This is a genomic window from Dechloromonas sp. ARDL1, from assembly GCF_051122455.1.
Taxonomy (GTDB): domain Bacteria; phylum Pseudomonadota; class Gammaproteobacteria; order Burkholderiales; family Rhodocyclaceae; genus Azonexus.
Genome location: NZ_CP168939.1, coordinates 221,786 through 236,723, shown reverse-complemented (window position 1 = coordinate 236,723; position 14,938 = coordinate 221,786). Strand labels below are relative to the sequence as shown.

10 protein-coding genes are annotated in these 14,938 nt (G+C 57.7%); all 10 read left to right on the top strand.

The window, feature by feature from the left end; translation table 11 throughout:
- The first annotated feature begins 31 nt into the window (after window positions 1–31).
- The 10 genes from AB6Q56_RS01150 (at window position 32) to fliD (ending at window position 14,897) form a co-directional block, all read left to right on the top strand.
- Window positions 32–1,378: a radical SAM protein gene (locus tag AB6Q56_RS01150; RefSeq protein WP_434515379.1), complete on the top strand. Its 1,347-nt coding sequence runs from the start codon at window positions 32–34 to the stop codon at window positions 1,376–1,378.
- Between the two features lie 116 nt (window positions 1,379–1,494).
- Window positions 1,495–3,528 carry a hypothetical protein gene (locus tag AB6Q56_RS01145; protein WP_434515378.1) on the top strand — a complete coding sequence of 678 codons (2,034 nt, stop codon included), beginning with the start codon at window positions 1,495–1,497 and terminating at the stop codon, window positions 3,526–3,528.
- The gene (locus AB6Q56_RS01140) at window positions 3,519–4,802 is read left to right on the top strand and encodes a radical SAM protein (protein WP_434515377.1); all 1,284 of its coding nucleotides are present in this window, start codon (window positions 3,519–3,521) and stop codon (window positions 4,800–4,802) included. The genes AB6Q56_RS01145 and AB6Q56_RS01140 overlap by 10 nt, the downstream gene beginning before the upstream one ends.
- Window positions 4,803–4,877: 75 nt before the next feature.
- Window positions 4,878–5,894, top strand: coding sequence for a radical SAM/SPASM domain-containing protein (locus AB6Q56_RS01135; RefSeq protein ID WP_434515376.1), 1,017 nt, complete (start codon window positions 4,878–4,880; stop codon window positions 5,892–5,894).
- Between the two features lie 61 nt (window positions 5,895–5,955).
- The gene (locus AB6Q56_RS01130; RefSeq protein ID WP_434515375.1) at window positions 5,956–7,245 is read left to right on the top strand and encodes a glycosyltransferase family 4 protein; all 1,290 of its coding nucleotides are present in this window, start codon (window positions 5,956–5,958) and stop codon (window positions 7,243–7,245) included.
- A complete protein-coding gene (locus AB6Q56_RS01125; RefSeq protein WP_434515374.1) occupies window positions 7,242–8,405 on the top strand; it encodes an FkbM family methyltransferase in 1,164 nt (387 codons plus the stop codon). The genes AB6Q56_RS01130 and AB6Q56_RS01125 overlap by 4 nt, the downstream gene beginning before the upstream one ends.
- 93 nt (window positions 8,406–8,498) lie before the next feature.
- Entirely contained in the window at window positions 8,499–12,164 is a 3,666-nt protein-coding gene (locus AB6Q56_RS01120; RefSeq protein ID WP_434515373.1) for a glycosyltransferase, read from the top strand.
- A 160-nt stretch (window positions 12,165–12,324) separates the two neighbouring features.
- A complete protein-coding gene (locus tag AB6Q56_RS01115; RefSeq protein WP_434515372.1) occupies window positions 12,325–13,020 on the top strand; it encodes a flagellin in 696 nt (231 codons plus the stop codon).
- An 84-nt stretch (window positions 13,021–13,104) separates the two neighbouring features.
- On the top strand, window positions 13,105–13,488 hold the full coding sequence (locus AB6Q56_RS01110) for a flagellar protein FlaG (protein ID WP_434515371.1): 384 nt from the start codon (window positions 13,105–13,107) through the stop codon (window positions 13,486–13,488).
- Between the two features lie 41 nt (window positions 13,489–13,529).
- Window positions 13,530–14,897: a flagellar filament capping protein FliD gene (gene fliD, locus AB6Q56_RS01105; RefSeq protein ID WP_434515370.1), complete on the top strand. Its 1,368-nt coding sequence runs from the start codon at window positions 13,530–13,532 to the stop codon at window positions 14,895–14,897.
- Window positions 14,898–14,938 lie beyond the last annotated feature (41 nt).

The following is a 14,938-nucleotide window of genomic DNA, read 5'->3' as shown; positions in this document are numbered from 1 at the left end:
ATCAACCATTTCCTCATATAGGCCCTACAGCATGAACGATTCGATGGCTGCGCTGGATAGCGAGTTCGATCGCCTGGTGATCACCGGTCGGGCAGACCCTCGGGTCACTGCAGATGTCATCCGCCATCTGTCCGGGAAAAAGCTTCATGTCTACGGTGCTCTTGGCCGCAGCGCCACGCTGCTCATCCGTCGGCTCGACGAACTGGGAGTGCGTATAGCGGGCGGATTCGATCGCAAAATACAGCATGGCAGCGACACCTCGGTTGGTTTCGAAGTTCTCCCGTCGGCCAGCGTCGCCAGTTTGGACAGCGATGATCTGCTCATTCTGGCCTCCGGTTCGGCCCAGCTTTTTCAATCGATGGCGGCCGAAATCGCTGTCCTGTGCAACGGTGCGCCCCCGCAATTGCTCGACGGACGCAAGCTGACCTATGTGCTGCAAAACGTCCATTGCGGCAAACTCGCCGAACACGGCGAGTACGAAGATCTGCTGACCTGCGTCAGCTACCACACAAAGCCGTTCAAATGCGACTTCTTCCGGCGTGCGACCGAAAGGTTGGCCTCCGAAGATGTTCCACAAACGATCAAGAGCACGGGATCGACCTTCAACAGCGTTGGCTACCTCGTCAGCGAATGGTGCAACCTGCGCTGCGCCCAGTGTTGCGAGGCCGTACCCTACCTCGACAGCAAGGAGATGGTGCCCGCCGACGAAATCGTTGCCGACCTGCGCAAGCTGACGGAATCCATTAAATTCCTGCATCGCCTCGACATCGTAGGCGGCGAGCCCTTCGCTCACAAGGATATTGTCGACGTCATCCGCAAGATCAAGCAGTTGCCGGGAATCGGCTATATCGCCGTGTTCACCAACGGCACACTGCTGCCATCGGATGAGCTTTGCCAAGTACTGGTTTCCCCCCGCATCATCGTCACCAACTCGGATTACAGCCAAAGCCTGACCAGCGAGAAGAAGCAGAAGATCGAAAACACCAATGAAAAGCTTCGACGCTTTGGCGTCAAGGTTATCCAGATTTCCGACCGCTACTGGTTCGATCTCATCAAATTCAAGCAGAACGGACTCCCCGATGCCGATCTGATGCGCAACTACGCCGACTGCTTCCTCGAGAGTTGCCGACGCCTCTATCGCGGCACGTTGTACCACTGCGCCTTCCAGGCCAACGGCGTGAAGTTGGGCCTCATCCCAAAAAACAATACCGTCGAGCTCTACGCGGGCGATGCCCGCCAAGTCCGAGAACAACTCGACATATTTGAGCACGAGAAGATGATCGACTCCTGTCGGTACTGCGCGCTCCCGGTTGGCGCCAAGGAAGTCGTCGCCGCTGCGCAGTTATCTGGACGTACGATTCCTATCATCGAACGTTGAGTGCCTTGCCGACACCACCCCTTAAAACCCGGCGCCAGCAGCAATTACGAACCGCGCTGGGCAAACGGCACCCGAGAGCGATAGCCCTTTACGGCCTGGGTGTAGCCGCAAAGGACATGCTGGATCAGCTGTCCGACTTGCCGGTGGTCGGGTTGATGGACAAGGACCCAGCCAACATCGGCCGACGCTTTTACGGCAGTCTCGTGCTGGGCGAAGCCGAGCTCGTATCGCTGCAGGTGGACACGATTGTCATCGCAGCCTCCGACATCTACTGGCAGACCATCGCCAGCCGTATCGCCCCTCTTTGCCAACAACTCGGCATCACCACCCTGCTCCCTGACGGCAGTACGCCGAATCCAGCTGGCAGCCGCCCCCCCCTAGAGCTGCCGGAGGGCAGTGAACTGGCAGCGCGTCTGGCAGGCCATGACGTCATTTCGTTCGACCTGTTCGAAACCCTCGTGGTCCGCGCCGCATCACATCCTGACGACATACTCCACCTGGCTGTTGCACGCAGCGGTGTGCCAACCAACGTGCTCACCGCCCGCAAGGAGGCCGAAGCTGTCTGCACAGAAAATGCCGGGCGCTTTGCCTATCCGCTCTCCCGAATCTACGATGAAATGCACACCGGGCGGGGAATTCCGGCTGACGTCGCTGAAACACTTCACCGCGCTGAAATTGCAGTGGAAATTGAACTCTCGGCTCCCCGCACTCCCGTCCTAGACATCCTGAATCAATGCCGACGCGATGGCATGCGCATTGCCATCGTCACCGATACCCATCTGCAGCGCAGTACCATCGAATCCATTTTGGCGCGCTGCAATATCGGACCAGTAGACCTGCTGCTGATCTCCAACGAGGAACATGCCTCCAAGGCAGACGGACACTTGTTCGACATCCTCAAGGTTCGCCTCGACGCTCGCCACATACTCCATATTGGCGACAACCCGGCTTCCGATGAATTACGCGCCATCGAACACGGTCTCGATGCCTGCCGACTCATGTCGCCCAACGACCTGCTCGCCCAATCGACCCTGATGCCCGCGCTGAGCGATGCTCTGACGCTTTCCGACGGCTTGCTTCTCGGTCTGGTATCGCGCCGGCTGATGGAAAATCCATTTTCCGCAATCGCTCCCGACAGGCGGCCGACAGTCGACAGTTTTGAATTGCTCGGCTACTGTTTTTTTGGCCCAGCCTTGCTGGTCTGGCTCGGCTGGCTGATTCGCCGCCTGCAGCAAACACCGGCAGACCACCTGCTTTTCCTGGCCCGCGAAGGATATGTCCTCGCGCCCCTCTACAACCGCCTGCGCGAGGCCCTTGGACTACAGGAAAGTCTGCCGACAGGCACCTATTTTGCGACATCCCGGCGCATGGCCTGTGTCTCAGCGCTGCGTACCACCGACGACGTCCGCGAACTCCTGCGCGACAACTACTCGGGCAGTTCCGATGGCCTGCTGCGCCTTCGTTTCGGACTATCCAAACCGAACGCAAGCGCGGACGATCACCTCACCCACGCCGATACGGCAGCGGCCGCCCTGATCGAAAAACGAATGGCCGAAATCCTTGCCAATGCAGAAGATGAACGCGAATCCTACCAGGCCTACGTGAATCGCCTCGGAATCATGAAGCAGACTCGTATCGCCGTTGCCGATCTCGGAATCAAGGGCTCTATCCAGCATGCGCTGCAACGCATGCTGGATCGCCCACTGGACGGCTATTACATCACGGGCACCTTCGGCAAGGACAACCCGTTCAACATGACGGAAAACACTGCCTGCCTGTTTACTCCGCTCATAAACGGGCAGGAAAGCAATATCTACAGACACCACATTCTCTGGGAGTCAGTCCTGGTTGCACCGGAAGGCATGTATGTCCGCGCATCCCGAGACGGCAGCATGGTCAACGCACCTCCCGGCATGAATCAGTCCCGCTTCCCGGAAAAAGCAGCAATACATGCCGGCATAGCCGCGCTCATCGGAGACTGGATGGCTCTTGGCCACGACCCCACCGCCGAACGGGTCAATCCAGCGCTGGTCGACCGGCTTTTCGGACAAGTCGCCAGCCAGGACATCGTGATGAGCGAAGAGTTGAAGGCCTCGTTCTATGTAGAAGAACGCTTCAGCGCAGAAACCGAGAGAAAAATATGGGACTGAATCCAGCGGGAACCCAGCCATTTGTTGTCTACGGCGCAGGTAGCGCAGGCAAGCAGCTCGTCAGGCTACTGGATGAACTGGGACTCCCCGTTTTAGCATGCATCGACAAACATGCCCCAACCATCCATGAGATCAATGGCCACCCGGTTTGGTTGCCTCAAAGGCTGGCCACCTTTAGGCCGGAAATACCGTTCGACCTCGTTGTTGCGGTCAACTCACGACACGCCTTCGAAAGTATCCGGGATGAACTCGCGGCAGACTATCCGCAGCTCCCCGCCCCTATATGGGGGCGAGCCCTGGCCGACCGAATGGCCTCGGAAAGATGCCATCGCAAGCTGCAGAACAACAAAGGGATAGACCTTCTTGAATGCATGGGCTGCCGAGCAGACCCGAGCCACTGCACTGCCTTCCGCGAAGCGGCGCGCAAGGTCGCGCCACAACAGCCAACTGAAATGGGCAGCTCCCCGGGCAAATTGAATGATTTTGCCTATTTCATCACCAACCGCTGTACCCTCAATTGTCAGCACTGTGTTGAAGCGCTGCCATATTACGAAGCACGGCAAACGGAGTCATGCGAACGTATCTTGAAAACAGTACGTCGCGTTGTAGCCGCCAGTGGATACATTGACCGCTTTTCACTGACCGGTGGCGAAACCATGTTGAATCGTGAACTTCCGGAAATCATTCGCGGAATTCTTGCGACACCGGGCATCGGCTTTGTCTATCTCTATACAAGCGGAACAGTGGTTCCATCATCAGAATTACTACGTCAACTCGCCAATCCGCGCATCGCTGTCAACCTCTCCGATTATGGGGAACACCTATCCGGCAAACTGAAAGACAATTTCGAACGCTGCCGTACCTTGTTTGACGAACACGGCATCGCCTACCGCCTGCTGGAAAACAAACTTTGGTTCGATCTCGGGACGTTCGCCCCCATGAATCTGGATGCAGCGGCGCTCCGGAAGTCGTTTGCCAATTGCGCCTTTACGCATTGCATTTCAGTGTCCGGCGGCGTCATGTACCGTTGCCCCCATCAATTGGCTGGCATCCAGTTGGGTAGATTGTCCTCTCCTCCCGGAGAAACTGTGGACATTGACCATCTCGATGACCACTCCCTAAGGAAAGCACTCGATTCGCTCGTCGAACTCGAAAGCATCGACGCTTGCAACCACTGCCTTCTTACCGGCGGAGCCCATGAAGTTCCCGCAGCCATTCAGGTACGCCGGCTAACGCGACGCATCACACCAGAAGCCCCGCCCCGCGACCGATAGCCAAATTGCTCCGCATCGATTGACTAGGGGCGGGCCTGCGATCATCCTATTTATCCAAATCAAGACGAGCCCGCCATGTCCGCCCAGATCAAACCCCGCATCAATCTCGAAAACCGGACGCCGCTGGAGACAGTCATTCCGCTGGCAACCCCATTCGTACTCTTCGTCGACCCGGTCAATACCTGCAATTTTCAGTGTACCTTCTGCCCCACCGGAGACCGCGAGTTGATCAAATCGACCGGTCGTTGGCAGGGGCGGCTAGATTTCGAGATCTACAAAAAAATCATCGATGATCTCGCAGATTTCGATCAGCCGCTCAAGGTACTGCGCCTCTACAAGGAGGGAGAACCGCTGCTCCATACGCGCTTCGCCGACATGGTGCGCTATGCCAAAGCCAGTGGCCATGTCCAATACATCGACACCACCACCAACGGCTACCTGCTGACGCCCGACAAGGTCGGTCCCATCCTCGATGCCGGCATCGATCGCATCAACATTTCGGTGGACGGCATGTCCAGCCAGCAGTTCTGGGATTTCACAAAGACACACGTCGACTTTGACAAGTTCGTAAACAACATCCGCAAGCTATACGAACGCAAGGGAGATTGCGAAATTTGCATCAAGATTCCGGGCGATATCCTCAGCGAAGACGACAAGATGCGGTTTTTCGGAACCTTCGGTGAAATGGCCGACCGCGTTTTCATCGAAAATTTCGCACCATGCTGGCCGACGTTCGATGTCGAGGAGAGAGCCGGTATCCAGATCACCGAAGGTATCTACGGCAATACCATCGAAGAAGTTTCCACCTGCCCTTATATTTTCTATTCGATGGCAGTCAACACTGACGGTACGGTCAGCCTGTGCTTCCTCGACTGGGCACGCAAACTCGTCATCGGTGACGCACGAACAGAATCGCTGAAGGACATCTGGAATGGAGAAGCGATGCATCGTCACCGCATAGCGCACCTCAGGGGATGCCGCAAGGACGATCCGACATGCGCTGCCTGCGGCCAACTCAGCCACTGCCTGCCGGACAACATCGACGCCCATGCCCCCATGCTGTTAGAGCGCATGAACCGTTCGTCCGGATAAACGCGACCATGTTCAGAAACAACTGCCACAATTTTCCCCCACTGGCTCAAATGAATGGCCGATGATCAACATCCTGCATATCACGGCTCACCTTGGCGGTGGCGTCGGCAAGGTTCTCTCACGAATGGTCGAGCATTCCGCACGCCAGGGCGGGATTCTCCGGCATACCATCGCTTGCCTCGAAACTCCTGAAAAAACTCAGTTTGCTGATACGGTCGCGGCCAATGGCGGCCAGTTACTGATAACGCCTTCACGCGCCTCGCTCGACATGCACATTCGGCAGGCCGATATCGTGCAGGTGGAATGGTGGCACCACCCTGAAGTGACGGCACTGCTCGCCTCGGCAATGAAAGCCCCCATGCGACTGCTTGTGTGGAGCCACATATCCGGCTTGCATACACCGGCATTGACGCCGGACTTTGTCTCCTTGCCAGCCCGCTTTCTCTTTACATCGCCATGCAGTGCAGCAGCCCCTCGCCTGGCCATGCTCAGCGATGCTGCCCGGCGACGCACGGCAACGGTTTTCAGTTCAGGAGGGTTCGATGATCTGCCGCCAGTACCGGAACGCAGCTCGAATGAACCGCCGCGTGTCGGCTATCTTGGCTCCCTTACCCCTGCCAAGATGCACCCCCGATTTCTCGACTTCATCGGCGCAGTGGACGATCACCAGATTTGCATTGACCTGGTCGGCGACAGCGCGCCAGGCATGAAACTGATTGAGGAAGCAGCTCAGCGTGGCCTGGCAAACAGACTGCGGTTGCGCGGTTATCAAACCGATGTTGCCGATGTTCTGGCTCACCTCGACATCCTCGCTTACCTGCTCAACCCTCAGCATTATGGAACCACTGAAAATGCCTTGCTCGAAGCGATGGCGATGGGCGTGGTCCCGATTGTTCTGGATAACCCGGCCGAGCGTTGCCTGGTCGACCATGGGCGTACCGGCCTGGTCGTAACCAATCCGACTAGCTTTGCTGAAGCCCTGCGCTTCCTCATGACGCACCCCGAAGAGCGATCCTCGCTCTCGGCCGAAGCCGCTCGCACCGTCCGGTCGCGCTTTGCGATCGAAGTCACTTATCGCTCGCTCCTCGGCCACTACATGGCGCTGATGACCGAAGACAAATGTCGTTACGATTTTGCAACGGTCCTTGGCACGCAAGCGGCTGATTGGTTTTTATCCGCGCAGGGAGAAGAAACTTGGCGTTTCAAGGATAACTGCCCGGTGGACTTGTCCGGCAATCCGCCTTACGCGCTGCGCGAAAACGCCAAGGGCTCAGTGTTTCACTATGCCCGCAGCTTTCCCGAAGACCGCCGACTGGCTGGCTGGGCGGCCAGCATGACACCACTGACATGATGCACTACCCCCTTCCCGATATCGAGAATAGCCGCAGGCTCGCCTTACAGTTGTTTGCCGGAGCGCCAGCCACGCCCACCGCCGGTGCCCAAAGCCCCCTGATCCTTTACGGTGCGGGCAACCTGGGTAACATGGCCCTGCGGCTCCTGCAACAACTGGCGATCGAAGTTCCCTATGTCGTCGACCGCCACCCTCCAGCCAGCGGCCAACTTCTGGGAGTCCCGGTCATCGTGCCGGAGGCCGTGCCCGTAGCCGACCGCCAGAACTTGAGAATTGGCGTCTGCGTGGTCACGGCACCGTATGAGCCTATTCGCGAATCCCTGAACGCGGCCGGATGGCGAAACGTCCATCCGGTTTACGACCTGCTCCAGCCACATGCCGCAACAACCTTGATGGAGAATGGCTGGTTCCTGCCAAGGCCAGACAGCTTGGCTCTGTCGCAAATATTAAACTTGCTCGACGCGTGGCATGACGACTGTTCTCGCGCCGCTCACCTGCAGTTTCTGGCATGGCGTTACGCGCGTCAGGAATGGATGTTCGATGGCGCTCCCGTCAACGTCAATGACCGTTACTTCATCTCCGAGGTCGTTGCTGCGCTTGGCGACAAAGAGTATTTCATCGATGCCGGCGCCTACGACGGATCGGTTACGGAACGCTTTCTGAAGGTCATGGCCGGGCGCAAGGTGCAAGCCACCCTGATCGAACCCGATCCGGTCAATCGAGAGCGACTTGCCAGACGCTTCGCCACCAACAGCGAGGCTGCGGAAATACGCCTCCTGGACTGCGTTCTCGATGAACAAACCGGCCCAGGCCGATTTGCCAGCGGCCTGGACCTCGGATCACGAATTCATCCAAGCGGCATACAAGGAACTCCGGCACAAGCACTCGACGATCTTGGCCTGCGCATCAGCTTTGCAAAATTCCATCTAGAAGGCCATGAACTACCGGCCTTACGCGGCAGCTTGGCAACCTTGCGCCGGGAGCGGCCGATTCTCGCCGTGACGGTATATCACAATGCCGATGGCGCCTGGCCGACGGCGTGCTTCCTGGCAGAAAATCTCGCTCGATATCGACTGATGATGCGTTTACACGGATGGTGTGGCACTGCCGCAGTCCTCTATGCCATTCCAGAAGAACGCCTGAAACGACGTGAGGCATAATCCTCGACGAAAATCGATAATGACATGGCAACGTAGTCACTCACGTTGCCTGACCGGCACCCCCTACGCCCTCAACTTTTTTCTGGATCACCCATGACCCAACCTTTGGTCACCGTCTATTTTCTGACTTACAACCGGCCTCACCTTTTTCCCGAGGCCCTGTTATCGATCCAGAACCAGACTTTCCAGGACTACCAGGTCCTCGTAATCGACAATGGCTCCACACCGCCGATTACATTGCCAGACGAAATTGCCCGCGACCCTCGCTTCCGCTACCTTCGGATCGACGACAATGCGCTCGGCCGACCAATCAGTCTGGACATTCTTTCCTCCATCACGACACGCTACACCGCCTATCTTTTCGACGACGATCGCTGGGCGCCGGACAAGCTCGAAAAACAGGTGGCGTATCTCGAGAACACCCCGGAAACGGTCGCCTGCTTCACCTATGCGCGATTGATAGACGAATTCGGCAGGCATCTGGTCAATGCCGAAGCGAGCAACCCTTTCGGCGTTCCTAATCGCAGCCGTGGCGAATGGGTCAGGCAATTCTTCCTGCGGGGCAACTGCCTGTGTCAACCCTCCATACTCGTTCGGGCGGAGGCCTTGGCCCACAGCATGCCGCCAATGCCTTACATTCAACTGCCTGACCTTGCACAATGGGTGAATCTGCTCACCTACGGCAACATCCACATCATCGAGGAGCCTCTCACGCTCTTCAACTGGGCAACGGATGGCTCAAACGAAAGCGCCATCAACACACGTGCATCGTCGAATCGGCTCAATTACGAACACTCACGCATCTATCATCAATTCCTGGCCTTGCCCCGTGACATTCTCTGCGAGGCTTTCGGGCTCCCTCCAGATGCCACTGAAGAAGACGTCCGGATTGCCATGTTTCACGGCGCCGTCAGTTGCGCGGACGAACCCCACTTCCGCTTTGCCGCTGAATTGGCCGAAGAACGCTTTGCACACCATTATCGGAATGGAGACCACGCGGCGGCCGCCTTCTGGGGTAAATGTTTCAGGACCGGTGCCAGTCAGTCCATCGACCTTCCCCCCACAACGATACCGCAAACCCAACATGTCGCCCCGGCAGACAAACGCTATCAGGCTTGGTTAGCACAACGCCAACTGCTGGAGACCGATGGCTTGTTCTGTACTGCACCGAACGGCGACACCCTCCCCGTATTCCACATCGTCCTGCGCCTGTTTCATGGCGAAGAGCACCTTCTGGCCAACACCCTCGATAGCCTGGGCGGACAGATTTATCCGCACTGGCACCTGGACATCGTTTCGCCCATGCCAAGCCCCGCGGGGATCGACGAGATACCTTGTGTCGGCTGGCACAGCCTTGACACATCGAGTCGCGCCAAGGAAACGATCGATGGACTGGTCACATCGGCGCAACATGATTGGATTCTTGAACTCCCACCCGGCGCCGTTCTCGACCAACTCTACCTTTGGCGCTTGACCAAGGAAGGAGAGGACACCACTGCAATGACCTTCTTCTCCGATGATGACTGTTATGCAGAAACCGGCGAACGCCATACGCCGCGCTTCAAACCGGGCTGCAACCCGCTCCGGATGCAGGCGAGCGACCTCGCCGGCCCTGTCGCCATGCGAGCCGATGCCTGGCAATCCATCGGCGGCGCGAGTCCGCTCGACAACAGCCCATGGTTCCACCAACTCCTCAGACTGGCCCATCGCTTCGGATGGCCGGCGATACGCCACATCGACGACGTGCTGATCAGCTACCCCAACAGCTTTCCGCACCACGTCGAAAGTTGCCAGGCTGCACTGAACGAGTATCTGCTTGCTCGGGGACAACAAGCCCGCTTTCTTCCTGTCGGCGACGATTGCTGGAATATCTCCTACCAACAAGCGGTCCTCCCGCCCGTTACCGTCGCGGTACTGTCCCGGGGCCAGGTCGACCTGCTCACACGCTGCATTGACAGCATCGCGCAAAAAACCGCCTATCCGACCATTGAACTCCTGGTCATTTGCCAAGACTGCACTGCAGACCCTGAGTTGCCGAACTATCTGGATGAACTCCGGAAAAAGCAGGTAAGGGTAACCGTTGCTCCCCACGCCCCGGGAAACCATGCCGCGCGCTGCAATCTCGCGATGCGCACGGCAACGCACGACCTCGTCGTACTGATTCAGGAAGAGGTGGTCATACTGCATGATGAATGGCTCACGGAACTGGTTCGTCTGGGGAGCCTCTCCGAATTCGGCGCCGTCTCGCCACGCATGTACACCCCCGGAGCACCTGCCATTACGAGCGCAGGGGCTGTATTAGGGCTGGAAGGAACTGTCGGCAGCCCCTTCGCTCGTTCAACCAGGCTGAACGACACGGCGTATCAGCACTGCATTCATCTGGCACGAGACGTCAGTGCGCTGGCAAACGGTATGTTTCTGGTAAAAAAGGCGTCCTATCAGCAAATTGGCGGCATGGACGACAACGAACTGGGAGACCATCTCTGCGAAGTCGACCTCGCCATCAAACTCCGGCAAATCGGCTTACGCATCGCATTCCAGCCAAGGGCCACCGTCGCATTCTCCGGAACATCCCTAACCCCGGACGAACAACTCGAGTCAGGGCGAGCCGCAATGGCACTTCAACGTGCAGCCGCCGAAGATGTTCTGCTCAAACGCTGGGGGCGCCAGGCACTGGTCGACCCGTATTGGAACAACAACATGTCACGCCGTGAATCGGCGCTCCGGATCGAAACCGAATTCCGGCCTCAATGGCAGTACCTGCCGTCGCCAGTACCGCATTTTCTGGTGCGTACACTGAACAATGGGCAAGGCCATTTCCGTATCACCGCACCACTCCGCGCCCTGCGTACAGTCGGCCGCGCGAGCGAGTGCATCTGGCACCAGGAAGGCACCCGCACCCCTTCACCGGCCGAACTGCTGGCCCTGAATCCCGACACACTGATCGTTCAGCACTACATTCAAAATCAGCACCTCTCGGCGCTGAATCAATGGCACAAGTTACCTGACCGGCCATTCATCGTGTTTGCAGCAGACGATTTGCTAACCAATTTGCCTGAATCCAACCCTTTGCGCCGCAATATCCCCCCCAACTGTCGCGCATCATTGAAATATGCGCTCGACCGTTGCGACCGCATGGTGGTATCGACTGAATTTCTTGCCGAAAGCTACCGCGGGTTCATCAAGGATATCCGTGTCGTTCCGAACTGTCTGGAACAGAAAGTGTGGCTCCCGTTGCACAGTCGGAAGCGTACAGGCAAGAAACCCCGGATCGGGTGGGCCGGCGGCTCGACGCACCAGGGTGATCTCATTCTCCTCAAGGAAGTCATCGCGAAAACACGCGATGAAGCGGACTGGATTTTCTTTGGCATGTGCCCCGAGGAAATCCGCCCGCTGCTGAGCGAATACCATCCGCTATATCCATTCCACGAATACCCGGCACGGCTGGCAGCCCTCAATCTGGATCTGGCGGTCGCACCGCTCGCAGATCATCCCTTCAACCGGGGGAAAAGCAACCTTCGCCTGCTCGAATATGGAATTCTCGGCATCCCCGTCGTCTGCACGGACATCGATCCCTACAGGAACAGCCCCGCCTGCTGCGTTCCCAACACACTCCACGCGTGGCTTGAAGCCGTTCGTGCCCGGATAAACGATGCTGACGCGAGAGACCAAGAGGGGTGTGAAATAAAGGACTGGGTAAAACGACACTTCCTTCTGGAAAACAATCTGGATCAATGGCTTAGCGCCCATCTTCCGTAAAAAAGGCAAAAAGCAAAAAATTCTAAGAAATTTTCTAAAGTTTTCCCGGGAGGTGTCGTTAAGGAACTTGTCAGCGAATTAATCGCCGTACAACCGGGACAACAGAACGCGGTAATGCAAGTAGGTCGCTCCCAGTACCAACATACTTAGGAGAATCAAAATGGCTGTCATCAACACCAATGCCTATTCGCTCAATGCGCAACGCAACGTCGCCAAGAACGACGTCGGCCTGGCTTCCGCCCTTGAGCGCCTGTCCTCCGGTCTGCGCGTCAACTCCGCCAAGGACGATGCCGCCGGTCTCGCCATCGGTCTGAACATGGACGCCTACTCGCGTACCATCAGTTCCCGCATCCGCAACAATTCCGACACAATCTCCGCGAACCAGATTGCTGACGGCGCACTCCAGTCACTCGGCGACATCGCACTGCGTGCCCAGGAACTGGAAGCCCAGAAAACCAACACCCTGCTCGGCACGACCGAAAAAGGCTACATCGACAAGGAAATCTCGGCTCTGGCGACTGCGGCTACCAACATTGTCAGCAACGCGACCTTCAACGGTACCGCCCAGGTGTCCCTGTCCTTCACGTCGGCCACCATCGGCACCACCGCCGCCCTGACCTCGATCGCTTCCGCTCGTGCCGATGCCGGCGCAAACATCAACTCCGCCCAGTACCAGATCGAAGCCGACCGCGCCGCCTACGAAAACCAGATGGCCGCCAAGAGCCGTATCATGGACGCCGACTTCGCTGAAGAAACCGCCCGCCTGTCTCGCTACCAGGTTCTGCAACAGGCCGGCATGGCGATGGTTTCGCAAGCCAACGCTGTTCCGCAAAACGTCCTGGCGCTGCTGCGTTAATCACGGATCTCCCTAATCCGATAATGGGTGCAGCGGCGGAAACGCCCTGCACCCATTCTGCCATTCACACCGGGAGTACATATCATGAGCATCGGTGCAATTCAGGATAGTGGAAACATGGGAGCGGCCGCCGCAGTCAGGTTGCCAACCAACACGCAGCAAACCAGGCCAACCCAGGCTGCCCCCCAGGCAAACCGGGCTGATACGGGAAGCGATCAATCCGCAAACCAGAATCGCCAAGGCGGATCGCTCTCAGTCGAGCAAGCGGTTGAACGCTTGAAGCAGTTTGTGTCTACAGCGGATGCGGATATCAATTTCGCTATCGACAGCAATTCTGGCGTATCGGTTGTAAAAATCGTGGACCGGAGCACCAAGGACGTCATCAGGCAAATTCCTTCCGAAGAAGCAATCAGTCTGGCCATGGCCTTGGATAAACTGCAAGGCTTGTTCGTTCGCGAAAAGGCCTGATTTTTGCTTGAATTCAGGGTCTGCAATTAGGAGTATCGATCATGGCAAGCGTATCTTCCCTCGGCGTTGGCTCCGGGCTCGACCTGGAGTCTATGGTCACCAAACTGATGAGCGCGGAGCGTGCGCCCATCGATGCCCTGACGACAAAAATCACCTCGGCACAAGCCAAGATTTCACTGTTCGGCACGCTGAGCACCAAGCTCTCGGCTCTGCAGACAGCCGCCGATACCCTGCAATTCCCCAGTCGCCTGGCGGCAACCAAGGCCACCAGCGGCGACACCTCCATCGTGACCGCCACCAGCGCCTTTGGCGCCACCGCAGGCACGTACGGCATCGAAGTCACCCAACTGGCCTCCGCCCAGAAAAGCTTCACTCAGGAATACAGCGCCGGCACCACCTTTTCCCCCGGCAGCCTCAGTTTCACAGTCGCGGGAACGCCGGCTGCATCCATCGATCTGAACGAACCAGGAAAAACCAGCTATACGCTGGATGAGGTGCGCGACAAGATCAACGCAGCCAAGATCGGCGTAACGGCAACCGTCGTCAATACATCGAGCGGCGGACAGCGCATGATCCTGACCAGCGACAACTCCGGCGCGGCAAACGGCTTCTCGCTGACCTCGGGACTCACCGCCTCAGGTGGGCAAGCCAATCTGGACGGCGCCAACTTCGATACGACCACCGTTGGCCTGGCTCGCGCAAGCGCACAGGACGGCCTCATCAAGATCGACGGGATCGAGGTCTCATCGACCACCAACGTGTTTACGAACGTTGCCGGCCTCAGCATTACCGCCAACAAAGTCAGCACGCCGGGGGTTTCCACCTCGCTCAAGGTGGAGACCGACAACGACAAGGTTGTCTCGGCGGTCAAGGCCCTGGTTGACGCGTACAACGGCATTGCCAGCACAATCAAGAGCAACAGCGCTTACAACAGCAGCACCAAGACGGCGCAACCGCTGAATGGTGACTTCGCAGCCCGCACGATATCTTCTGGCCTGTCCGGCACCCTGACCACCGTGCCGACCGAGCTCTCCAGCGCGACCTACACGACATTGAGCCAGCTCGGCGTTTCCCTTACCCAGACCGGCCAATTGACGCTAGATGAAACCAAGCTTCGCCAAGCGCTCAGCAAAGCGCCATCGGACGTACTCACCACGTTGCAGGCGTACGGAAAGGCATTCAGCAACTCTGCGGGTGGCATGCTGAACAACGATGGCGTCCTGACCAAACGGGTCACCAGCCTGAACGATGCCGTCAAGATATACAAAGACAACCAAGCCGCGCTTGAAGTGCGCATGGTTGCCATTGAAAAGCGCTTCCGCGCCCAATTCACCGCCATGGATAAACTGGTGGCCCAGTTCAAGTCGACGAGCAGCCAGCTTACGCAAATGTTCAACAAATCCGGCTGATGACAACAACCGAGCTTCGCCATCACGTAAGATAGTCGTCC

Bases quoted from the DNA above. Each gene is read 5' to 3' on its own strand.
- AB6Q56_RS01150 (WP_434515379.1), top strand. From the start codon at position 32: ATGAACGATTCGATGGCTGCGCTGGATAGCGAGTTCGATCGCCTGGTG.
- AB6Q56_RS01145 (WP_434515378.1), top strand. From the start codon at position 1,495: ATGCTGGATCAGCTGTCCGACTTGCCGGTGGTCGGGTTGATGGACAAG.
- AB6Q56_RS01140 (WP_434515377.1), top strand. From the start codon at position 3,519: ATGGGACTGAATCCAGCGGGAACCCAGCCATTTGTTGTCTACGGCGCA.
- AB6Q56_RS01135 (WP_434515376.1), top strand. From the start codon at position 4,878: ATGTCCGCCCAGATCAAACCCCGCATCAATCTCGAAAACCGGACGCCG.
- AB6Q56_RS01130 (WP_434515375.1), top strand. From the start codon at position 5,956: ATGATCAACATCCTGCATATCACGGCTCACCTTGGCGGTGGCGTCGGC.
- AB6Q56_RS01125 (WP_434515374.1), top strand. From the start codon at position 7,242: ATGATGCACTACCCCCTTCCCGATATCGAGAATAGCCGCAGGCTCGCC.
- AB6Q56_RS01120 (WP_434515373.1), top strand. From the start codon at position 8,499: ATGACCCAACCTTTGGTCACCGTCTATTTTCTGACTTACAACCGGCCT.
- AB6Q56_RS01115 (WP_434515372.1), top strand. From the start codon at position 12,325: ATGGCTGTCATCAACACCAATGCCTATTCGCTCAATGCGCAACGCAAC.
- AB6Q56_RS01110 (WP_434515371.1), top strand. From the start codon at position 13,105: ATGAGCATCGGTGCAATTCAGGATAGTGGAAACATGGGAGCGGCCGCC.
- fliD (WP_434515370.1), top strand. From the start codon at position 13,530: ATGGCAAGCGTATCTTCCCTCGGCGTTGGCTCCGGGCTCGACCTGGAG.